Source organism: Bifidobacterium moraviense, from assembly GCF_012932365.1.
Lineage (GTDB): Bacteria > Actinomycetota > Actinomycetes > Actinomycetales > Bifidobacteriaceae > Bifidobacterium > Bifidobacterium moraviense.
Map to the genome: position 1 here is coordinate 40,555 of NZ_JAAIIH010000012.1, position 21,886 is coordinate 62,440.

General features: G+C 69.0%; 17 protein-coding genes. 7 read left to right on the forward strand and 10 right to left on the reverse strand.

The window, feature by feature from the left end:
* The 3 genes from ftsL to mraZ are packed head-to-tail and all read right to left on the reverse strand — an operon-like array spanning window position 1 to window position 2,053.
* A complete protein-coding gene (gene ftsL, locus G1C96_RS10285; protein ID WP_240945158.1) occupies window positions 1-531 on the reverse strand; it encodes a cell division protein FtsL in 531 nt (176 codons plus the stop codon).
* Entirely contained in the window at window positions 528-1,562 is a 1,035-nt protein-coding gene (gene rsmH / locus G1C96_RS07575) for a 16S rRNA (cytosine(1402)-N(4))-methyltransferase RsmH (protein WP_240945163.1), read from the reverse strand. The genes ftsL and rsmH overlap by 4 nt, the downstream gene beginning before the upstream one ends.
* Window positions 1,563-1,567: 5 nt before the next feature.
* A complete protein-coding gene (gene mraZ, locus G1C96_RS07580; RefSeq protein ID WP_169275984.1) occupies window positions 1,568-2,053 on the reverse strand; it encodes a division/cell wall cluster transcriptional repressor MraZ in 486 nt (161 codons plus the stop codon).
* 362 nt (window positions 2,054-2,415) lie between these two features.
* Between mraZ and G1C96_RS07585 the strand changes: the two genes are divergently transcribed.
* Together G1C96_RS07585 and serA are read left to right on the forward strand one after the other, a co-directional pair.
* Window positions 2,416-4,695 carry a HelD family protein gene (locus G1C96_RS07585; protein WP_169275985.1) on the forward strand — a complete coding sequence of 760 codons (2,280 nt, stop codon included), beginning with the start codon at window positions 2,416-2,418 and terminating at the stop codon, window positions 4,693-4,695.
* A gap of 28 nt (window positions 4,696-4,723) precedes the next feature.
* Window positions 4,724-5,923, forward strand: coding sequence for a phosphoglycerate dehydrogenase (gene serA / locus G1C96_RS07590; RefSeq protein WP_169275986.1), 1,200 nt, complete (start codon window positions 4,724-4,726; stop codon window positions 5,921-5,923).
* 265 nt (window positions 5,924-6,188) lie between these two features.
* On the opposite strand, the gene nrdR is transcribed toward serA, so the two are convergent.
* Both nrdR and G1C96_RS10290 read right to left on the reverse strand, forming a co-directional pair.
* Window positions 6,189-6,638, reverse strand: coding sequence for a transcriptional regulator NrdR (gene nrdR, locus G1C96_RS07595; RefSeq protein ID WP_169275987.1), 450 nt, complete (start codon window positions 6,636-6,638; stop codon window positions 6,189-6,191).
* Between the two features lie 4 nt (window positions 6,639-6,642).
* Window positions 6,643-7,119, reverse strand: a complete 477-nt coding sequence (locus tag G1C96_RS10290) for a LysM peptidoglycan-binding domain-containing protein (RefSeq protein WP_240945159.1) — start codon at window positions 7,117-7,119, stop codon at window positions 6,643-6,645.
* A gap of 157 nt (window positions 7,120-7,276) precedes the next feature.
* Between G1C96_RS10290 and lexA the strand changes: the two genes are divergently transcribed.
* Window positions 7,277-7,993 (forward strand): transcriptional repressor LexA, encoded by a 717-nt coding sequence (lexA, locus tag G1C96_RS07605; RefSeq protein WP_417852180.1) that lies wholly within the window; start codon window positions 7,277-7,279, stop codon window positions 7,991-7,993.
* A 47-nt stretch (window positions 7,994-8,040) separates the two neighbouring features.
* Here lexA and G1C96_RS07610 read toward each other — a convergent pair whose 3' ends face one another.
* Window positions 8,041-8,991, reverse strand: coding sequence for a cation diffusion facilitator family transporter (locus G1C96_RS07610; protein WP_169275989.1), 951 nt, complete (start codon window positions 8,989-8,991; stop codon window positions 8,041-8,043).
* A 364-nt stretch (window positions 8,992-9,355) separates the two neighbouring features.
* Between G1C96_RS07610 and G1C96_RS07615 the strand changes: the two genes are divergently transcribed.
* Window positions 9,356-10,606: an MFS transporter gene (locus G1C96_RS07615; RefSeq protein WP_169275990.1), complete on the forward strand. Its 1,251-nt coding sequence runs from the start codon at window positions 9,356-9,358 to the stop codon at window positions 10,604-10,606.
* Between the two features lie 105 nt (window positions 10,607-10,711).
* Here the strand turns inward: G1C96_RS07615 and G1C96_RS07620 are convergent, their stop codons facing one another.
* Both G1C96_RS07620 and hflX read right to left on the reverse strand, forming a co-directional pair.
* On the reverse strand, window positions 10,712-11,674 hold the full coding sequence (locus G1C96_RS07620; RefSeq protein WP_169275991.1) for an L-lactate dehydrogenase: 963 nt from the start codon (window positions 11,672-11,674) through the stop codon (window positions 10,712-10,714).
* Between the two features lie 190 nt (window positions 11,675-11,864).
* A complete protein-coding gene (gene hflX / locus G1C96_RS07625; protein WP_169276017.1) occupies window positions 11,865-13,358 on the reverse strand; it encodes a GTPase HflX in 1,494 nt (497 codons plus the stop codon).
* A 258-nt stretch (window positions 13,359-13,616) separates the two neighbouring features.
* Here hflX and G1C96_RS07630 point away from each other — a divergent pair, with 258 nt between their 5' ends.
* The 3 genes from G1C96_RS07630 (at window position 13,617) to G1C96_RS07640 (ending at window position 19,583) form a co-directional block, all read left to right on the forward strand.
* A complete protein-coding gene (locus G1C96_RS07630; protein WP_169275992.1) occupies window positions 13,617-14,285 on the forward strand; it encodes a class I SAM-dependent methyltransferase in 669 nt (222 codons plus the stop codon).
* Window positions 14,286-14,379: 94 nt separating this feature from the next.
* Complete coding sequence (gene hrpA / locus G1C96_RS07635) at window positions 14,380-18,492, forward strand: ATP-dependent RNA helicase HrpA (protein WP_169275993.1); 4,113 nt, start codon at window positions 14,380-14,382, stop codon at window positions 18,490-18,492.
* Window positions 18,493-18,578: 86 nt separating this feature from the next.
* On the forward strand, window positions 18,579-19,583 hold the full coding sequence (locus G1C96_RS07640; protein ID WP_240945160.1) for a hemagglutinin: 1,005 nt from the start codon (window positions 18,579-18,581) through the stop codon (window positions 19,581-19,583).
* 179 nt (window positions 19,584-19,762) lie between these two features.
* Here the strand turns inward: G1C96_RS07640 and G1C96_RS07645 are convergent, their stop codons facing one another.
* Window positions 19,763-20,557 carry a hypothetical protein gene (locus G1C96_RS07645; RefSeq protein WP_169275994.1) on the reverse strand — a complete coding sequence of 265 codons (795 nt, stop codon included), beginning with the start codon at window positions 20,555-20,557 and terminating at the stop codon, window positions 19,763-19,765.
* Window positions 20,558-20,626: 69 nt separating this feature from the next.
* The gene (locus G1C96_RS07650) at window positions 20,627-21,841 is read right to left on the reverse strand and encodes an MFS transporter (RefSeq protein ID WP_169275995.1); all 1,215 of its coding nucleotides are present in this window, start codon (window positions 21,839-21,841) and stop codon (window positions 20,627-20,629) included.
* Window positions 21,842-21,886 lie beyond the last annotated feature (45 nt).

The window sequence follows — 21,886 nt, forward strand, 5'->3', positions numbered from 1 at the left end:
TCACTGCGCTCCTTCCGCGCCCGTGGCGGCGCCGGATGCCGAGGCGGACGGCGAGTCGGCCGGCGCCTGATAGCCCTGCAGGTCAATGGTGATCGAGCCCTGCTGCGGCACCATGCCCAGATCCTTGGCCTTGGTGGGCAGCTGGGCCTCGAGACGGTCGAGCTCGCTCTGGTAGGTCTGCGCGTCCTGCGTGAGGTTGCTGATCGACCGATTCAGTCTTGTGGCCTCGAAGGAGTTCTCCACCATCTGTGTGCGTAGGGCGAGGGTGCCCAGCAGGGTGCCGATGAGGAACAGCGCGGCGAGCACGGTGGGCAGGAACGGCGCCCTGCGGTTCATCACCCAGCGCAGGATGCGGCCGAAGCCCTCGCTCATCGCGGAGACGTCCACGGAACGCTCCCTGCGGGCGCGGGATTCGCCGCGGGATTCGTCCGGTCTGGCGGCCGTGCGCTCGTCCGTGTGGGGACGGGGACGACCGGTCTCGGCGCTGCGCGCGGAACGCGCCACGCGCGCCGATCGAACGGTGAGCGTCATCGTCCCGACCTCCCGTACGCGCCGGACTCGGCGTCCTCGGAGAAGCGCCTGACCCACCGGTCGGGCAGCGGCCGCGTCATCTCCGCGGCGCGCAGACGCACCGAGGCGGAGCGGGGGTTGCGCGCGATCTCGGCCTCGTCCGCCTTGACGGCGCCGTGGGTCAGGTCCCTCAGGAACGGCATGGCGTCCTCCGGGATCACCGGCAGGCCCGCGGGCACGTCCGCCTTCAGGCCCTGCGCCATGAAGCGCTTGACCGTGCGGTCCTCGAGCGAATGGTAGGACTCCACCACCAGACGGCCGCCCACGTTCAGGTGCAGCGCCGCCTGCGGCAGCGTGCGCGCGAGCTTGTCCAGCTCGCCGTTGACCTCGATGCGCAGCGCCTGGAACACGCGCTTGGCCGGGTTGCCGGCGGGACGATGCGCCTGCGGCACCACGGCGTCCACCAGACGGGTGAGCTGGCCGGAGCTGGTCAGCGGCGCGTCGGCGCGGTCGCGCACGATGCGCGCGGCGATCTGGCGCGCAAACCGCTCCTCGCCGTACTCTTTGAAGATGCGCGTCAGCTCGCGCTGGTCGTAGGTCGCCAGGACGTCCTGCGCCGTGAGCGGCTGCGTGGGATCCATGCGCATGTCCAGCGGCGCGTCGTGCGCATAGGAGAATCCGCGGTCGGTCTCGTCGATTTGCAGGCTGGAGAGGCCCAGATCCATGAACACGGCGTCCACGGCGTCGATCCCGCGCTCCTCGAGCACGTCGCCCAAGGCGTCGAACGCGGCGTGCACCGGCGTGAAGCGGTCGGCGAACCCGGCCCTGGCGATGCGCTCGGTGGCCAGGGACAGCGCCTCGGCGTCGCGGTCGATGCCGATCAGGCGCGCCTGCGGCGCGGCGGCGAGGAACGCGGTGGAATGCCCGGCCAGGCCCAGCGTGCAGTCGACCGCCACGGCGCCCGGACGGTCCAGCGCGGGCGCGACGAGGCCCACGCAGTCGTCGAGCAGCACGGGCTGATGAATGGCGTTGAAATCGGTCGTCTCGGTCATCGTCATCAGAAATCCACCACCGGCAATACGTCGTCCGCGATATCGGAATAGGCCTCTTCCTTGGCGCTCAGGTACTCCTCCCAGGAGGCGCGGTCCCAGATCTCGGCGCGGGTGCCCACGCCGATCACCACGATGTCGTCGCCAAGGCCCGCGTAGTCGCGCAGCATCTGCGGCACGAGCACGCGCCCCTGCTTGTCCGGCACCTCGTCGGTGGCCCCGGACAGGAAGATGCGCAGATATTCGCGCGCGGCCTTGTTGCCCAGCGACGTGCGCTGGATCTGCGCCGCCACGCGACGGAACTCCGCGATGGGCAGCACGTACACGCACCGCTCCTGACCGCGGGCCATCACCAGCCCTCCCCCGAGCTGGGCGCGGAACTTCGCGGGCAGCGCCATGCGGCCCTTGGCGTCGATCTTGGGCGTGTAGGTGCCCAGCAGCAGCGGAGGCAGCGCATCGAACACGTCTTCGGATTCTTCCGGCACGACCCCCACCTCCTTTTTTCGTTGCTGAGCTGCGCCTGAACGGCATCAAACGCACGACCACGCGGACACTTCCGCGGAACGTTCCCCACTCTACCCCACGGCTCCCCAAAACTCCCCACCACGCCGTCAAAACCGCCAATTTCCTCCACACCTGCCTGCACGGCCGCGCACACGGCCCCCACGGGCGTCCGGGGACGTCCGCGCGACCGGCGGCGCGGCACGTGCGCGGACGCGGCGAGTTCACCGTGAATTCACCTCGCCGGGCATCGTCGGACGACTCCCCGTAGGGAGGTGGGAGTAAGTTGGTGGTCCTAGTTTTTCCAAGTTGTCACTGCGCGGCCCCGGTCCGAGGGCCGCGAGAACGGAGCGATATGTCGGGTTACGCGTCCCAGCTGAGCGAGGAGCAAGAGGCCGTCGACCGCGCCTACGGCCGTCTGGATGCGCTGCGCACCCAGGCCCGTACGCGTCTGCGCGACGTGCGCGCCGCCGGGTCGCATGGATCCCCCACCCAGCGCACCGAACGCGACTCCTTCGCCACGATGTACGAGGACCGCCTGGCCCAGCTGCGCGCCGTGGAGGACCGTCTGGTGTTCGGTCGCCTCGACACGTCCTCGGACGAGCGCCGGTACATCGGACGCATCGGCCTGTCCAGCGAGGCGCACGAGCCGATCCTGACCGACTGGCGCGCCGAGGCCGCCCGCCCGTTCTACGAGGCCACGCCGTCGGCGCACGGCGACATCGTGATGCGCCGCCACATCACGCTGAGCTTCCGCAAGGTGGTGGGCGTGGAGGACGAGGTGCTCGACGTCCACTCCGATCAGGTGGGCGAGGCCTCGTCCGCCGGCACGCTCACCGGCGAGGGCGCGCTGCTCGCCTCGCTCAGCTCGCGCCGCACCGGCAAGATGACGGACATCGTCGCCACCATCCAGGCCGAGCAGGACCGCATCATCCGCACCGAGCTCAAGCGGGCCGTGGTGGTGCAGGGCGGACCCGGCACCGGCAAGACCGCCGTGGCGCTGCACCGCGCCGCCTACCTGCTCTACACGCATCGCCGCGCGCTCGAGCACTCCGGCGTGCTGGTGGTGGGCCCGTCCTCCGCGTTCCTGCACTACATCGACCAGGTGCTCCCCTCGCTGGGCGAGACCGGCGTGGTCAGCCGCACCATCGCCGATCTGATCCCGGGCATCGAGGCCACCGCCGTCGACTCCCCGCGCGCCGCGCAGCTCAAGGGCGACCGCCGCATGGCGTCCGCGGTGGCCAACGCCGTGGCTGCCCGCATCCGCGTGCCGCACGACCTGCCGCGCATCCCGGTCAACGGCTTCATGGTGCCGATGACCGCCGCGGACATCGAGCAGGCCCAGCTGGATGCCAGGCGCACCCGCCAGACGCACAACAAGGCGCGCGAGACCTTCGTCAAATCGATGCTGCGCGCCATGACCGCGCGCTACGCCGAACAGCTCGACTACACGCCCGAGCAGTCCGAGCTGAGCCGCGTCACCTCGCTGCTGCGCATGAACGACAAGGTGCGCACCACGCTCAACCTCGCCTGGCTGCCGATGAACGCGCCGTGGCTCATCGACAACATGTTCAGCAAGCCCAAGCGCCTGCGCCGCTTCGCCCCGTGGCTCACGGACGCCGACGTGGCCGAGCTCGCGCGCCCCAAGGGCGCGCCGCTCACGCGCTCGGACATCCCGCTGCTGGACGAGGCGTTCGAGCTGCTGGGCCCGGATCCGAAGCTCGCCGGGCGCAACGCCGCGGCGGACGCGCAGCGCGCCGAGGAGGAGCAGTACGCGCGCGACACGCTTGCGCAGGCCGGCATCGGCTCCGGCATCGTCACCTCGCAGATGCTCGTGGACCAGATCAACGGCATGGACGACGAGACCGCCGCGCAGCGCGCCGCCGCGGACCGCGAATGGACGTACGGGCACATCGTGGTGGACGAGGCGCAGGAGCTGACGGCCATGGACTGGCGCATGCTGATCCGCCGCTGCCCCTCGCGCTCGTTCACGATCGTGGGCGACGTGGCGCAGACCTCGGCGCTGGGAGGCACCCGCCACTGGGCACGGACGCTGGACCCGCTGTTCGGCGCGGACAACTGGGACCTCAACGAGCTGACCATCAACTACCGCAACCCGCAGGAGGTCTCGGACATGGCGGCCTCGTTCGCCACCGCCGAGGGCCTCTACATCTCCACGGTGAACGCCGTGCGCCAGGTGCCCGGCTCGGTGCAGCGGCTGCTGGCGGAGGACGACGACGATCTGATCCGTCGCACGGCGCGCACCGCCGCGCGACTGGCGCAGGAGTTCGTGTCCGCGGACGGCACCGGCCGCGTGGCGGTGATCGCCCCGGACGCCCGTCTCGCCGCGGTGCGCAAGGCGGTGGCCAAGGCGGTGGCCAAGGCGCTCGGCGAGGCGAACGCGCACCGTCTCGAGTCGCAGGGCGACTGGGACCGTCAGGTGGTGGTGTGCGGCACCGAGGAGGTCAAGGGACTCGAATACGACGCGGTGGTGGTGGTGCAGCCCGGCGAGATCGAGGAGGACGCGGCGTCCCGTCTGGTGGCCGCATCCGACCTGTACGTGGCGATGACCCGCCCCACGCAGCGCCTCGTGATCGTGCGCACCGAACGCGATGCGGACGAGCTGCCCCTGTAAGACGACCTCACCTTCTAGAGTGGGTGGCATGCCTAAAGCACTACTTCTGGAAAACATCCATCCGTTTGCGGCCGAAAGCCTGCGCAACCATGGCTTCGAGGTCGAGACCATGAAGGGCGCCCTGGGCGAGGACGAGCTCATCGAGGCCCTGGACGGCGTCGACGTGCTCGGCGTGCGGTCCAAGACCAACGTCACCTCCAAGGTGCTCGCGGCCCGCCCGGGCCTGACCGCGGTGGGATGCTTCTGCATCGGCACCAACCAGGTCGACCTGGCCGACGCCGGGCGCAGGGGCATCGCCGTGTTCAACGCCCCGTACTCCAACACGCGTTCCGTGGTGGAGCTGGTGATCTGCGACATCATCTGCCTGATGCGCCGCATCCCGGCCCACACCCACCACATCAAGCACGGCGTGTGGGACAAGTCCGCGTCCGGCTCGCACGAGGTGCGCGGCAAGACGCTCGGCATCATCGGCTACGGCAACATCGGCTCCCAGCTGTCCGTGCTGGCCGAGGCGCTGGGCATGCGCGTGGTGTTCTACGACCTCGAGGAGAAGCTCGCGCTGGGCAACGCGCACCGCTGCGCCACGCTCAACGAGCTGCTCGAGCAGTCCGACGCCGTGACGCTGCATGTGGACGGCCGCAAGTCGAACACCGGCTTCTTCGGCGAGGACCAGTTCGCGCACATGAAGCCGGGCGCCATCTTCATCAACCTGTCGCGCGGCTTCGTGGCCGATCTGGACGCCCTGAAGCGGCATCTGGACGACGGCAGCGTGGCCGGCGCGGCCGTGGACGTGTTCCCGGTTGAGCCCAAGAAGGCGGGCGACCCGTTCGCCACGCCGCTGGCCGAGGAGGACAACATGATCCTCACCCCGCACATCGGCGGGTCCACGCTGGAAGCGCAGGAGGCCATTGGTCACTTCGTCTCGCAGCGTCTGGAGGACTACTTCGAGAAGGGATCCACGTCGCTCTCGGTGAATCTGCCGCAGATCAACCTCGGTCCCCACACCGGCGTGGCGCGCATCGCGCACCTGCACGAGAACCTGCCCGGCGTGCTGGCCCGCGTGAACCACGTGCTCGGCGACGAGAACATCAACATCTCCGCGCAGTCGCTGGCCACCGAGGGCGAGCTGGGCTACGTGGTCACCGACGTGGCCACCATGCCGAGCCAGGAGACGCTGGACAAGCTCGCCCACCTCAACGGCACGATCCGCATGCGCGTCGTGCGCTGACGGCTTCTGCGCCGCGGGAACGCCGGAGCCTCCCGGCGGATGGCTCCCCGCACGCACGCCCATGGTTCGGCCCCGGCACCCTTACGGCGCCGGGGCCGAACCATGTCTCCGGTCATGCACGTCATTCGGGCACGGCGGACATGGCCCCCGGCGTTGTTTGACCGGTCGTCGTTCGCCTGACTGTTGTTTGGCCGGTCGTTGTTTGACGGTCGTCGCGTGGCCGGTCGTTGTCTGGCCGGCCGTCGAGTGGTCAGTCGTCGAGTGGTCAGTCGTCGCGGCGCTTGAGGTCGTTGATGGCCGCCTCGAAGTCGGCCAGCCCGTTGAAGTGCTGGTACACGCTGGCGAACCGCAGGTACGCGACCTCGTCCAGATCGCGCAGCGGCTTGAGGATCGCGCGCCCCACCTCGTCCGAGTCGATCTGCGCCAGACCGCGGGAGCGCAGGTCCTCCTCGACCTTCTGCCCGAGCAGCTTCAGGTCCTCCTCCCTGATGGGCCTGCCCTGACACGCCTTACGCACGCCGGAGATCACCTTGTCCCGGCTGAACGGCTCGGCGTTGCCCGAACGTTTGAGCACCAGCAGCGTGGACGTCTCCATGGTGGTGAACCGCTTGCCGCACTTCGGGCACTCGCGGCGGCGACGTATCGCGTGGCCGTCCTCGCTGATGCGCGTATCGACGACCTTGGTGTCGGGATTCTGGCAGAAGGGACAATGCATGCCTCTACAGTATCCCAACCATGCCGACGCACGACACGGCCGGCACGTTGCGGCATCGATCGCTTCCCCGCGCGGCGTTCCCCGCGCCACGGTCACGACTCCGCGACCGGCACCAGGATGCGCTGCCCCACGTCCAGCGTGACCGAATCGAGGTGATTGATCCGCGCGCATCGACCGAATCGTTGACGTCGCCGCCCGCCGGCGTGGCCCTGACCGCATAGCCCCACAGCGTATCCCCCGGCTGCACGGTGTAGGCGACGAACGCGCGCGGCTCGTCGACGCCCCACGCCCGGTGGACCATCGGCGCCACCATGAGGCACATGCACAGCGCCCCGACGCACGCCGCGGCGAGCAGATCCCGCACGGCGCCCCCTCGACGGCGTCCCGTTTCACCGCCTGCGTTCTCGACGTGCCCGACGACGTCGTTCCCGAGTTCTCCTCCGATGGCCGTCATCGCGGCGGCCGTTGCTCCCCGTGCCATACGACCACTCCTTTCGAACATGCGTACTATCGAACGTATGTATCATGATGGCACATCTGTTCGACGACACGCCGAAACACCTTCGAACAGATGTTTGATTTCACCGGGCGTTCACGCTACACTGGCAACAACGACGAAAGGAGCCCCCGTGACCACCATCCCCACCAACCCCGCACGCGGTCAGGCGGACCGGGACGACGCGGCGCTCACCGAGCGCCAGCGCAAGGTGCTGGAAGCCATCCGCACGCACGTCAGCAGGCAGGGCTTCGCGCCGTCGTTCCGCGAGATCGGCGAGGCCGCGGGCCTCAAGAGCCCCTCATCGGTCAAGCATCAGCTCGAGGCGCTTGCGCAGAAGGGCTTCATCCGCATGAACGCCAACAAGGGGCGCGCCATCGAGATCGTCGCCGACCAGACGCCCCGCCCGCGCGACGGAGGCGCGTCCGTCGTCGCGCCCATGCCGCCGAGCAGCGGACGGTCGGACGCCCCCGTCTCCATCATGCAGTCGCGGGACGTGCCGCTGGTCGGCCGCATCGCCGCCGGCATCCCCATCACCGCCGAGCAGCACGTCGAGGACGTCATGCGACTGCCGGAACGCCTCACCGGCGGCGGCAACCTCTTCATGCTCGAGGTACACGGCGACTCCATGGTCGACGCCGCCATCTGCGACGGCGACTTCGTGGTGGTCAGGGAGCAGCACTCCGCCGTCAACGGCGACATCGTGGCCGCACTGCTGGACGACGAGGCCACCGTGAAGACCTTCCGCAAGGAGAACGGCCACGTCTGGCTCATGCCGCACAACCCCGCCTACTCCCCCATCGACGGCACGCACGCCGAGATCATGGGCAAGGTCGTCACCGTGCTGCGCAAGCTGTAGCCGCCGCACGGAGCCCGGCCGCGGGACGCACGATCAGGAATGCACGATCAGGAGTGCATGCCCTCCTCGTGGTTGCGCAGCTCGTAGCCTTCGGGCTCGAGCTGGAACGTGGTGTGCTCGATCGCCACGGGGAAGTGCTCGCGCAGGCATTCCTGCAGCAGATGCAGCACCTGCGCCGCCTGCTCCATCGAGAGGCCCCGCTCCACCACCACGTGCGCGGTCAGCCTCGGCAGGCCGGTGGCCACCGTGCTCGCATGCAGGTCGTGCACGGCCACCACATGCGGCACGTGCTCCAGATGACGGCGGACGGCGTCGAGATCCAGCCCGCTCGGCGTCTCCTCCAGCAACACGCGCACGGCGTTGCGCAGCAGCCCGACCGCACGCGGGATCATGAGCACCGCGATCAGCGCGCCGGCCACGGCGTCGAAGCCGTCCCAGCCCGTCGACATCATCACCAGCGCGGAGATCACCACCGCCACCGATCCGAGCGCGTCGTTCATCACCTCGAGGAACGCCGCGCCCATGTTCATGTTGTCCTTGTGCTGCGAGGCCAGGATGCCGATGGATCCCAGATTGGCCGCCAGTCCCAGCACGCCGAAGAACAGCAGCAGGTTCACGTCGTGCACCGCATCCGCCCTGCCGCCGAACAGTCGCATGCCGGCCTCCACCAACGCGTAGACGCCCACGACGAACAGCACGATCGCGCCGCCCGCGGCCGTGAGCACCTCCAGACGGGCCCATCCCCACGTCCGGCTGCTGTTCGGCTTGCGCCGCATGAGCGCCGCCGTGATCGCGGAGGCGATCAGCACCGACATGTCCGTAAGCATGTGGCCGGCATCCACCAGCAGCGCCAGCGACTGCGTGACGACCGCGCCGATCACCTCGGCCACGAACACCGTGCCCGTGAGCCCCAGCGTCATCAGCAGTCGCCGCTGATGCGAAGCCCCCGCATCCCCGGACGTCCCGGACGTCCGCGCAGCGGCATGATCGTGAGCCATGCGTCACCCCTTGATTCTCAATAACGAAACTTTATTGAGAATAGACCCGATCGCCGCGACCCGCAAGACGCCGGTGGGAACACGACGGAACGCGCCGACGGGCGCGCCGCGGACGGAACCCGTTTCCGAATGCGCGACACACCGCAGATTGAAACCGGTTTCATTACGTTGTACCGTAACGGCAGCCACAACAAAACGGCGGTCACGCATCGGACGCCACCTTGCATTGCAGCACTTCAACCGTGCAGCGAATCACAGAACCCCGCATTCGCCCGCAATGCAACGCAGGCGCTATGAAAGCGCTTGCAAGATCCGATGCCGTCCGCCGCATTCGCCGCATCGCAAAGGAGCATCCCGGGCCGCCATGAACATCAACGTCGCCAACGCCAGCATAACCGACGCGCAGCAGAGCCGCTTCCCCTGGCGCCCCTCCATCGCGCAGTTCTTCGCCACCATCGGCTTCTACGCGCCGTTCTTCGGCATCAGCGCCGTGCTGCTGCCCGCCAAGATCGCGATGATCGACCCGGACAACAAGGTCGCGATGACCGCCAGCGCCACCACCGTCACGCTGCTCATCTCGGTGTTCGCCGGCTTCATCTGCGGCGCGCTATGCGACATGACGCGCTCCCGGTTCGGCGCCCGCACCCCGTGGATCGTGGGCGGCGGCGTCCTCGCCACGGTCTGTCTGATCGTCTTCGCCACCGCATCCGACACCACGCTCGCACTGGGCGCATGGTACGTGTACGTGGTGTGGTACAACGCGATCATGGCCGCGGCCATGGCGTGGATGCCGGACATGATCGCGCCGAGACATCGCGGCTCCGCCTCCGCCATGTTCGGCGTGGCCACGCAGATCGGCCTCAACGGCGCGCAGTCGCTGGCGTCCCTGTACATCACCGACGTGTCCACGGGCGTGTTCACCCTGCTGATCATCGCGGACATCGCGCTGATCGTCGCCGTGGTGATCTGCCGTGAGAAATCCAACCGCCACGTGCCCCGGAAGCCGTTCTCCCTCGAATCCCTGAAGGAGAGCTTCCTGCCGCCCCGCCGCGCGGGACGCGACTACTGGTTCGCCGCCGCCGCACGTCTGATGTACATGATGCCCGGCGGCATCGGCACCTACCGTCTGTACACGCTCACCGACTACATGGGCACCCCGGCCGAGGCCGCCGCGAAGTGGATGAGCCTCATGGCGGCGCTGAGCCTCGTCATGGCAGTGGCCGCCGCGGTGCTGTCCGGGCCGCTCGCCGACCATCTGAAGACCATCAAGGTGCCGGTGGCCATCGCCGTGTTCCTGGTGGGCGTGCCCTGCTGGCTGCCGTTCTTCATCCCCACCCCGCTCATGTACACCATCTACGTGGCGCTGTCCGGTCTGGGCGGCGGCATCTTCGTGGCGCTCGACCAGGCGCTCATGACCTCGGTGCTTCCCAGCAAGGACACCGCTGCCAAGGATCTCGCCTTCCTCAACGTGGCCGGCACCATCGGGCAGATGCTCGCCCCGCTGCTGGCCGCCGCCGTGATCGGCATGTTCGGCTACGCCGGGCTGTTCCCCATGGGCTTCATCGTGCTGACGATCGCCGCCGTCTCCGTCTTCGGCATCAAGAACGTGAGGTAGCCGAGCAGTGCGCCGCACACACGCCCGACATATGCGTGAGGCCCGGTTCGCGAATCTGCGAACCGGGCCTCACGCGCGATCTGCGGCCGAAGACGGCCGAGCCGATCAGAAGCCGAACTTGGCGGCGGTCTCCTTGAGCGTCTCCGCGGAGCGCTTCAGGGCGGCCAGCTCGTGGTCGGACAGCGGGGTGTTGATGTGCGTGTTGACGCCGGCGCGGTTGAGCACGGACGGCACGGACATGCACACGTCGGAGATGCCGTGGAAGTCGTCGAGCAGCGAGCTCACCGGCAGGATGCGGTTGGTGTCGTGCAGGATGGCCTCGATGATGTCCACGCCGGACATGGCGATGGCGTAGTTGGTCGCGCCCTTGCCCTCGATGATCTTGTAGGCGGCGTTCTTGACCTCCTGGTGGATCTCCTCGCGCTTGGCGGCGTCCAGCGGCTCGTGGCCGGGCAGGGCGGTCCAGTCGCACATCGGCACGCCGCCGATGGTGGCGGAGGCCCACAGCGGAACCTCGGAGTCGCCGTGCTCGCCGGCGATGTAGGCGTGCACGTTCTTGACGTTGACGCCGGTCTGCTGCGCGATCAGGAAGCGCAGACGGGCGGAGTCCAGGTTGGTGCCGGAGCCGAAGATCTGGTTGGCCGGCAGGCCGGAGAGCTTCATGGACACGTGGGTGACCACGTCCACCGGGTTGGTGACCAGCATGTAGATGGCGTTCGGAGCGACCTTCACGAGGTTCGGGATGATGGACTTCATGATGTTGATGGTCGCGCCGGCGAGGTCCAGACGGGACTGGCCGGGCTTCTGGCGGGCGCCGGCGGTGATGACCACCATGTCGGCGTCGCGGCAGATCTCCGGGTCGTCGGAGCCGCTGATGGACACGGTCGGGTAGAAGCTGGAGCCGTGCTGCATGTCGAGCACCTCGGCCTCCACGCGCTCCTTGGCGATGTCCTCGAGGACGATCTCGCGCGCGACGCCGCGCTGGGCGGCGGCGAAGGCCATGGTCGAACCGACGGCGCCCGCGCCGATGATGGCGAGCTTCGTGGGCTTGATGGGCGAATTAGCCATAGTTACTTACCTCTCCTTGGCGTCCGGCCCGTCCACGGGGGCGGGCCGCATTCCATTCCGTTCCGTTATCACACTGTAACCACATCTCATGACGAAAAGGCAACTCGAGGCAACACGCTGGACACGCGGCGCGGGAACGTCTGTTATCGCTCACACGACGTCGGCGCACGGCCCCGCGAACCGCTCCGGGCTACGCTACGGCGACGTCGATGACCTGCGCCGCCAGACGGTCGCTGACGTCGGCCTCCACGTACACGCCGTCGGCGCGGTAGTCGACCTTCCCCACCTTGCCGTACTCGCGGATGCGCGACAGCAGCGCCCCGGCGGCATACGGCAGCACTGCCTCCACGTGCACGTTCGGCACCGGCAGCAGCGCCTCGATGCGGTCGCGCAGGGCGTCGAGCCCGTCCCCGGAGAACGCGGAGACCAGGAACGCGTCCGGGTCCAGGCTCGTCAGGCGATCGGCCGTGGCGGCGTCGATGCGGTCGGACTTGTTGAACGCCACGATGCGGGGGATCGACTCGGCGCCCGGGATGTCCGCCAGGATGGCGTTGACGGCGTCGATCTGCGAGAACGGGTCGGGGTGCGAGCCGTCCACCACGTGCAGGATGACGTCCGCGTCCGCCACCTCCTCCAGCGTGGACTTGAACGCCTCCACGAGCTGCGTGGGCAGGCGGCGCACGAACCCGACCGTGTCCACGTAGGCGTACTGGCGTCCGTCGCGCGACACGGCGCGGCGCACGGCGGTGTCCAGCGTGGCGAACAGCGCGTTCTCCACGAGCTCGGCGGAACCGGTGAGCCGGTTGGTCAGCGAGGACTTGCCGGCGTTGGTGTAGCCCACCACGGCCACGGTGGGCAGCTCGTAGCGGCGGCGGGAACCGCGCTTGACCTCGCGCGCGGGCGCCATCTCGCGGATCTGGCGCCTCAGACGCGCGATGCGCGAACGGATGACGCGGCGATCCATCTCGATCTTCGTCTCGCCGGGGCCGCGGGAACCGATGCCCGCGTCGGCGCCGGCGGCGCGTCCGCCCGCCTGACGGGACAGCGAACCGCCCCAGCCGCGCAGACGCGGCAGCATATACTCCAGCTGCGCCAGCTCCACCTGCGCCTTGCCTTCGCGGCTCGTGGCGTGCTGGGCGAAAATGTCGAGGATCACGGCCGTGCGGTCCACCACCTTGACCTTGGCCACGTCCTCCAGCGCTCGGCGCTGCGAAGGGGCCAGATCGTCGTCCACGACGATCGTGTCGGCCTCGTGCCGGGCCACGATGTCGGCGATCTCGCGCGCCTTGCCGGAGCCCACGTACGTGGCCGCGTCCGGCTTGAGGCGATGCTGCAGCAGGCCGTCGCACACCACGGCGCCGGCGGTCTCGGCCAGCGCGGCGAGCTCGCGCAGCGACTCCTCGGCCTTCGCCTGCGTGGTCACGGCGCTCGACCAGACGCCCACAAGCACCACGCGCTCCAGACGCACCTTGCGGTATTCGACCTCGGCGACGTCCTTGAGCTCGCCCAGACCGGCCACGTGCTTGAGCTCGTTGCGCTGCTGACGCTCCTGCCAGTCCAGATCATGCCGCTCGGCCGCGCCGACGCCCGCGGCGCCCTCGTCGAGCAGGATGTCGGAACGCCCGGCGAGCACGTCACCCGCGCCGCCCTCGGCGCCCGAAGCGCCATCGTTCCCGGCGTCGATTCCTCCGGCTCCCCCAACGGCTCCGGCTACCCCAATGACCCCGGCGCCTCCGACGCCGTCACCGTCGACGTCGACGTCGGATCGCCGGATGAACGGACGCTGCTCGCTGCTGCTGGAATTCAAGTGCACCTCTTCAAGCCCTACGGACGCGGTTCTTTTCCGCTTCATTATTATCATCGGTTGAGAAGACAGGACGGACGGGTCCGGAAACGATCCGCGACGCCCCGCGGACGACCCACGAAGACAGGACGGAACGCCATGAACGCATCATCGAGCACACGCGCCTCCGCGCGGCACGCCGACCGGCGCGCGCACGCCGCCGACGGCGAACAGTACTTCAACGCCGCGCCCACCTCCGCGGACGTGCGCCGCACGCTCACGGTGACCCTGCGCGGCCGCGAGCAGCGGGTGCAGGTGTCCAACGGCGTGTTCTCCGGCAACCGCGTGGATCTGGGCACGTCGGTGCTGCTGCGCGGCGCCCCGGAGCCGCCCGAGACCGGGCGCTTCCTCGACGTCGGCTGCGGCTGGGGGCCGATCACGCTCGCCCTCGCCGAAGCCTCGCCGAACGCGCAGGTCGTGGCCGTGGACGTGAATGAGCGAGCGCTGGAGCTCACCTCGGCCAACGCGAAGGCCAACGGCTGCGGCAACGTGACCGTGCTCGCCGCCGACGCCGTGCCGTCCGACCTCACGTTCGACCTCATCTGGTCGAACCCGCCGATCCGCATCGGCAAGGACGCGCTGCACGAGCTGCTCATGACCTGGCTGCCGCGCCTCAACGCCGGCGGCGGCGCCTATCTGGTCGTGCAGAAGAACCTCGGCGCCGATTCGCTCATCCCCTGGCTCGACGAAACGCTCGGCGACGACTTTACCGTGAGCAAATACGCCAGTTCCAAGGGCTACCGTATCATTGAGGTTTTGCGCCGATAGCGCATCCCGCACCGCCCCGACGCTGCTCAGGCACGGCCGAGCGGGGCCGCCGATACGCGCCACTGACTTATTTCCAAGGATCTGCTGAACGGACATGAACTTCGAATATCCCACTGAACTGCCGGTTTCCGCTGCACGCGACGAGATCGCCGAGGCCGTGCGCACCTCGCAGGTGGTGATCGTCTCCGGCCAGACCGGCTCCGGCAAAACCACGCAGATCCCGAAGATCCTGCTGGAGATGGGACGCGGCACGCACGGACGGCAGATCGTACACACGCAGCCCCGCCGCATCGCCGCGCGCACCGTGGCCGAGCGCATCGCCGCCGAGCTGGGCGTGAAACTGGGCGATGAGGTGGGCTTCCAGGTGCGCTTCACCGACGAAAGCTCGCCGAAGACCCGTCTTCGCGTGGTCACCGACGGCATCCTGCTCGCGCAGATCCAGCGCGATCCGAAGCTCAGCCAGTACGACACGATCGTCATCGACGAGGCGCACGAGCGCAGCCTCAACATCGACTTCCTGCTCGGCTACTTCACCGCCCTGCTGCCCAGGCGGCGCGACCTCAAGCTCATCATCACGTCCGCGACCATCGACTCGGTGAAGTTCAAGGAGCATTTCGAGCATGCGCTCAAGGCCAAGGTGCCGGTCATCGAGGTGTCAGGCCGCACCTACCCCGTGCAGGTGCTGTACGAGCCGCTCGGCACCGCGCCGGCGCTGATGCGCGAGGTGCCCGGATTCGCCGTGGGCGCGCGTCCCGGCGACGCCGACTACGAGGAGCTGTCCACCGCCATCGCGTCCGACGACGACGCGCCGCGCGGCGGACGGTCGCGTTCGGGAGGCGGCGCGGACGACGGCATCACGGACATGCCCACCGCCGTGGCCCGCGCCTGCGCCGAGCTCGTCATCCATTCGAGCCACGAGCGGGGCGCCCGCGACATCCTGGTCTTCGCCTCCGGCGAGCGCGACATCCACGACTTCGAGAACGCGCTGCACCGTCACTACGGCCCGCGCGCGGACGACATGCGCCGCCCGGACGCCATCGAGATCATGCCGCTGTTCGCGAGGCTGTCCGCCAAGGACCAGCATCGCGTGTTCGAGCCGCACACGCACCAGCGCATCGTCATCGCCACCAACGTGGCCGAGACGTCGCTGACCGTGCCGGGCATCCGCTACGTGGTGGACCCGGGCACCGCCCGCATCTCGCGCTATTCGAAGACCGCGAAGGTGCAGCGTCTGCCCATCGAGCCGATCAGCCAGGCGAGCGCCGACCAGCGTTCCGGCCGATGCGGCCGCATCGCCGACGGCATCGCGATCCGCCTGTATTCGCGCGAGGACTACGAGACGCGTCCGCGCTTCACCGAGCCGGAGATCCTGCGCACGTCGCTGGGCGCCGTGGTGCTGCACATGCTGTCGGTGGGCGTGGCGCGCACCGCCGAGGACGTGACGCGCTTCGGATTCATCGACCCGCCGGACATGAAGGCCGTTTCCGACGGCTTCAACGAGCTCACCGAGCTCAAGGCGATCGGCCGCCGGCGCGGCGAGGTGACGCTCACGCACATCGGCCGCCAGCTGGCGCGCATCCCGATCGACGTGCGTCTGGGACGCATGGTGATCGAGGCGTCCAAGTCCACGCCGGACACGCTGGCCGCGGTGCTGGTGATCGTGGCGTTCCTGAGCCTGCAGGACCCGCGCGAGCGCCCGGACGAGAACCGCGACGAGGCCGACCGCATCCACAACCGCTACGCGGACCCCACCAGCGACTTCCTCACGGCCCTCAACCTGTGGGACCGCGTGTTCCAGGCGGACGGCGAGCCGAGCAACTCGGCGCTGCGCCGCATCTGCAAGACCGAGTACCTGAGCTGGCTGAGGATGCGCCAGTGGCGCGATCTGGTCCATCAGCTCACCGAGATGTGCCGCGAGCTCAAATTCAGGGTGGGCGTGCCGCAGCCGGCGTCTCGTCCGGACCTGACGGTGCGTCAGCTGCCGATCAACCAGCAGCCGGCGCGCAGCATGATCTGCTCGTGGGACGACCGCGGCATCCACACCGCCATGCTGGCGGGACTGCTGTCCAACATGGGCATGCAGGTGGTGCGCGAGCCCAAGGCGTCCGACTTCGCGGGCCTGACGGGAGCCGCGCGCGCCCGCGCGATGAAGCGTGCGCAGAAGCAGTCGAAGAACGAGTATCTGGGCGCGCGCGGCACGCACTTCGCGCTGTTCCCCGCCTCCGCCGTGGCCAAGTCGACGCCGCCGTGGGTGATGAGCACGGAGCTGGTGGAGACGAGCCGGCTGTGGGCGCGCTACTCGGCGTCCATCGATCCGGCATGGGCCGAGCCGCTCGCCGGATCCCTCACCCGCACCACGTACGCGGAGCCCCACTGGTCCGGCTCGCGCGGCTCCGCGGTGGCGAGCGCGCGCGTGCTGCTGTACGGCCTGCCCATCGTGCAGGACCGCACCGTGCAGTGGGGACGCATCAACCCGGCCGAGGCACGCGACTTCCTGCTGCGTCAGGGCCTTGTGGAGGGCGACGTCCAGCAGCGTTTCAGCTACGACGAGTTCGTGGCGCGCAACCGCGACATCCTCGAGGAGGCCGCCGACGACGCGAACCGCACGCGCCAGATGGCGCAGACCGTGAGCGACGAGGACCTGTTCGACTTCTACAACGCCGTGGTCCCCGTGGATGTGACGTGCGTGGCCGATCTGGCGAAGTGGTGGAAGGGCGCGCACGACGCGCACCCGCATCTGCTCGACTTCGACCCGGACAAGGTGGAGCGTCTGGCCGACGCGGACGCGGTGAGCCTCGCCGACTATCCCGATCACTGGCACGCGTTCGGCACGGACGGTTCGCCGATCGACCTGAGGCTCAGCTACGTGTACGATCCGCACGACCCCGCCGACGGCGTGACCGTGCACGTGCCGATCAAGGTGCTCTCGAGGCTCACGCCCGACCAGTTCACGTGGAACGTGCCGGGTCTGCTGGACGAGCTGATCCTAGGCCTCATCAAGGCGCTGCCCAAGCAGCTGCGCGTGCAGTTCGTGCCCGCGCCGGACGCCGCGAGGAAGATCCGCGCGTGGATCGACGACCAGTACCCGGATCTGCCCGGGTCGGGCGACCGCGGCAAGCCGGCGCTGTCCGGCGCGTCCCCGGTGCCGGACTTCACGCACCTGTTCACCAAGGCGGCCATCGCCACGGTGGGCGCGCAGATCCATCCCGAGGTGCTGAACGCCGAGCTGTGGGGCAAGCTCTCGCCCTACCTGCGCATGACGTTCGCCGTGGAGCAGGAACTGCCCCAGCCACGGAACCGCCGAGGACGCGGACGCGCGCCGGTCAGGACGCTCGGCACCGGCAAGGATCTGACGGAGCTGCAGCGCCGGTTCGCCGCGCAGGCGGAGGCGTCCGCACGCAGGATGGTGGAGCGCAAGGCGGCCGCCGCGGGCGATCAGGGCAAGCTGGTGGAGCAGGCGAACCTGCTGCACAAGGCCGGCGCCACGACCGAGTCGCGTGCGGAGATGCTGTGGAGGGGCGCGCTGGACGCGCTGCGGCTGCCGTCGGAGCGCGTCTCGTCCCGCTGGCTCGGCGCCGAGGCGCTGATGTTGGCGTCCGCGCCCTACAAGTCCACGAAGGCGCTCGTCGAGGACCTGCAGCTCGCCGCGGTCAAACGGCTGCTGCCGGACGTCGACAAGCTGCCGAACGACGACGCGCTGGCCGACGCCGTGCTCGGCGTCACGGAGGTGTTCGAGGACACGGTGTATCAGGTGGCGCACGACGTGATCGCGATCCTGAAGCGCTACGCGGAGGTGGACAAGGCCGTGTCCGGCAAGGCCGATCTGCCGATGCTCTCGGTGCTGCAGTCGGTGCGCGAGCACATCGCCACGCTCGTGCATCCGGGCTTCATCGGGGCCACGCCGCCGTATGCGCTGCGGCACATCGAACGGTACCTGCGCGCGGATCTGGCTCGTCTGGCCAAGGCCAAGGCCGACAAGAACCGCGACGTGCGCTGGGCATGGCAGGCCGACGAGGCTCGTCAGATCGTGGACAAGGCGGCCGCGCGCGCCAAGGCCGAGCCGGCCGGGCCCCGCCACGAGGCGCTGTCGGCCAAGGCCGAGGAGGCCCGCTGGATGCTCGAGGAGTTCTACGTGTCCCTGTGGGCGCAGGAGCTCGGCACGCCCAGGCCCGTGAGCGTCCAGCGCATCAGGAAGATCGTGGCCTGAACCGTCCGTCCGCGCATTCCTCCCGCGCGTTCCTTCCGCGCAGGGCGGACGCACCTTCAGACGGGGACGCTACAATGTCGCCCGGCATGACGAACAACAGGAATCGCAATCGGTCGAAGTCCGCGAGACCGAACGGACGGGCGGGGACGGAGAAGCCTCGGACGCAGACGACGCCGGGGACCCGACGCCGGGCGTTCCGCATCCCCCGTCTGTCCCGCCTCTCCCTGCTCTCCCATCCGATTCGCTCGTGGCGTAACGGCGGCACTGCCGGCAGGGCGCTGACCGCGGGCACGGCGCTGCTCGCGGCGGTGCTGGTGACGGCGCTCGTGCTGGCGCTGGTGCGCGTGGTGCGCTATCAGCGGATCGCGGCCGCGGCGCGCGCGCAGCAGCAGGAGCTCACCGTGGAGTACGACTTCGACCCCGGCAACATCATCTCCGACGCGCAGTTCTTCGACGAGGACGCCATGAGCGTGGACGAGGTGCAGGACTTCCTCGACGACAAGGGTTCCGCGTGCTTCGGCGACCAGTGCCTGCGCAGCAGGACCTTCGACGTGCCGGCATCGGACGCCGACGGCCTGTGCGACGCCATCGCCGCGGCCGGCGCGCGCACCGCGGCGCAGGTGATCGACACGGCCGCGCACGCCTGCGGCATCAGCCAGAAGGTGCTGCTCACGCTGATGCAGAAAGAGCAGCATCTGGTGACCGCCAATCCGCCGACCGACTGGAACTATCAGGCGGCGATGGGGCTGAGCTGCCCGGACGACGCCGACTGCGACCCGCAGTACGCGGGATTCGTGAACCAGGTGATCGGCTCGGCGCGGCGGTTCAGGTACTACCTGTCCCACAGGCAGCAGTACCGCTTCCGCACCGGCAGGGTGAACGCCATCCAGTACCATCCGAACACGGCGTGCGGCACCGGCAACGTGTTCATCGAGAACGACGCCACCACGCTGCTGTACATCTACACGCCGTACCAGCCCAACGCGGCGGCGCTCAGGGCGGGCACAGGCACCGGCGACTCCTGCTCCAGCTACGGCAACCGCAACTTCGCGATCATCTACACGTCCTGGTTCGGCGATCCCCGCCTCTGACGCGATCAGCGAGATCACACGACGCACAAGATTCTCATGGCCTCATCTTGTGAGTCGCCGAACGCACATCATCGCACATGCCGTCTTCGCGCAATGGCGGAATTCCGGCGAAGCCCGTGTGCGCATTCACACGGCCCGGGGTCACAGGACGGAACCTCGAAAATCTTGTGCTTCCGCCGTCACGCGCACCAGTCGACGATGGCGTCGATGACCGGCGACGAGCCGCCCCTGCCGGAGGCCACGGCGGCGGTGGATTCGCGTACCACGGCCTCGCGCTGCGCCGCGATGCGCCCGGCAACGTCGCTGCGGAATCCCTTGACGTCGGGCATGCCGTCCGTCGGCACGACGACCGTGCCGTTGACCAGACCGGCCGCGAAATGGATCTCCCGATCCAGCAGCGACCACAGCGTGACGCCTTGCCTGTCCGCGGCCACGCGGTAGCACAGCGCCCCGTCGACGAGCTCGGCCCGCGGGTCGAGCACCGCGAACGGCAGACGCACGTCGTAGCCGTCCGCCAGACGCTCCTCGAATCCCAGCGGCGTCACGCGTCCGCGCATGAGCACGTTCCACTGCCGCACGTCGGGCTGCGCCAGCTCCAGCGCCTCCACGTTCACGCCGCGCGCCTCGAACCACCGCTTCGCCAGCGACCGCTGGCTGGCGAGCACCAGACGGGGCCTGGCCAGTCCCAGCAGGGCCAGCAGCCACTGCACCAGACAGAAGGCGAACAGGATCGTCACGCCGGTGCGCTGCGACGCGTCGATGACGCCGGCGATCAGCAGGATCAGGCAGGTCAGACCGGCGAGCATGAACACCGTGGAGAACCCGGTGAAGATCAGGAACCCCTTGCGCAGTTCCTTCAGGCCGCGGGAGGCGTACCAGCGGCGGTACCCCTCGTAGTCCACGGCGAACGAGTACGGGCCGTACAGCGTCTCGTCGGCCGTGTCTCCGGCATTCCCCGTCGTTTCGTCAGCCATGGTGCACTCCCCTCGCTCCGCGGACCTCGATGCGCCGCCGGCGCGGCGCTGGTGTTGCATGATACCAGCTCAGCGTGCGGCGGAGGCCGCCGCGTCTCCCCCGGCCGGCACGAACGGGCGCAGCGCGGTGACGGCGAGCGCGGCGAGCAGCGCGAAGACGGCGCCCACCGGGCCGAGCCACGTCAGGCCAAGGTGGTCGTTGACGAGTCCGCCCACGGCCGAACCGACCGCGATGCCGATGTTGAACGCCATGGAGTTGAGCGACGCGGCCAGATTGGTGGATCCGGGGTGCGAGGCGGCCGCCACGTCCATGTAGAGGATCTGCGACGGCGAGTTCTGCAGGTACATCAGGCAGCCGAGCGCGATGAGCGCCGCCGCACCGTAGACCGGCAGCGTTCCGGCGAGCGCGAGCGAACACAGCACCGCCGCGTGCGCGACGTAGATGGGGCGCACGTGCGTGAGCGGCTCGACGCCGGTGCCGCGCGCCGCCAGCCTGCCGCTGGTGAGGTTGCCCCACAGGCAGGCGAGACCGTACACCACCAGGCCGAGGCTGACCATGTTCTCGTCGAATCCGAGGTCGTCGCGCATGATGGGCGTCAGGTACGTGTAGACCACGTAGGTCGCCGCGGCGCCGCACACCACGGCCGCCACGCCGAGCTGGATGCGGCGGTCGAGGAACAGGCGGAACTGCGGCAGGAAGCCGATCCTGAGCTGTTCGGGCGAGTGGCGCGGCACCGAGATCACCATGAGCGCCATGAACAGCACCGTGAGGATGTTGACGAGGTGGAACGCCCAGCGCCATCCCAGATTGTTGGCCACGGTCGTGCCCACCGGCACGCCGACGACCGAGGCGATCGAGAAGCCGGAGAACACCCATGCGATGAACCGCGTGCGATGCTCCGGGCGCGCCACGTCCGGCGCGTACGTCATGGAGATGGACACGATGGTGCCGGAGACCATGGCGATGAGGATGCGCGCCACCACGAGCACGGCGTAGTCGGACGCGAACGCGCACAGCAGGTTGCCGGCGAGGAACACGCCCATGAGCCCCAGATGCGTGGCGAAGCGCGGGAACCTGGCGGACAGCGCAGACCCGAGCGGGGTGCACGGCGCGTAGACGAACGCGAACATGGCGACGAGGTTGCCCACCGTCACCTCGGAGACGCCCAGTCCGGTCGCGATGTCGGGCAGGATGCCCACCACCACGAACTCGCTCATGCCGAGCATGAAGCTCAGCCCCACCAGAGTGATCACCGGCAGCGTGAAGAAGCGTTGCTTGGCCATCGAGCCGTCCTTCGTGACGCGCGGCGGCGCACCGTTCGGACGAGG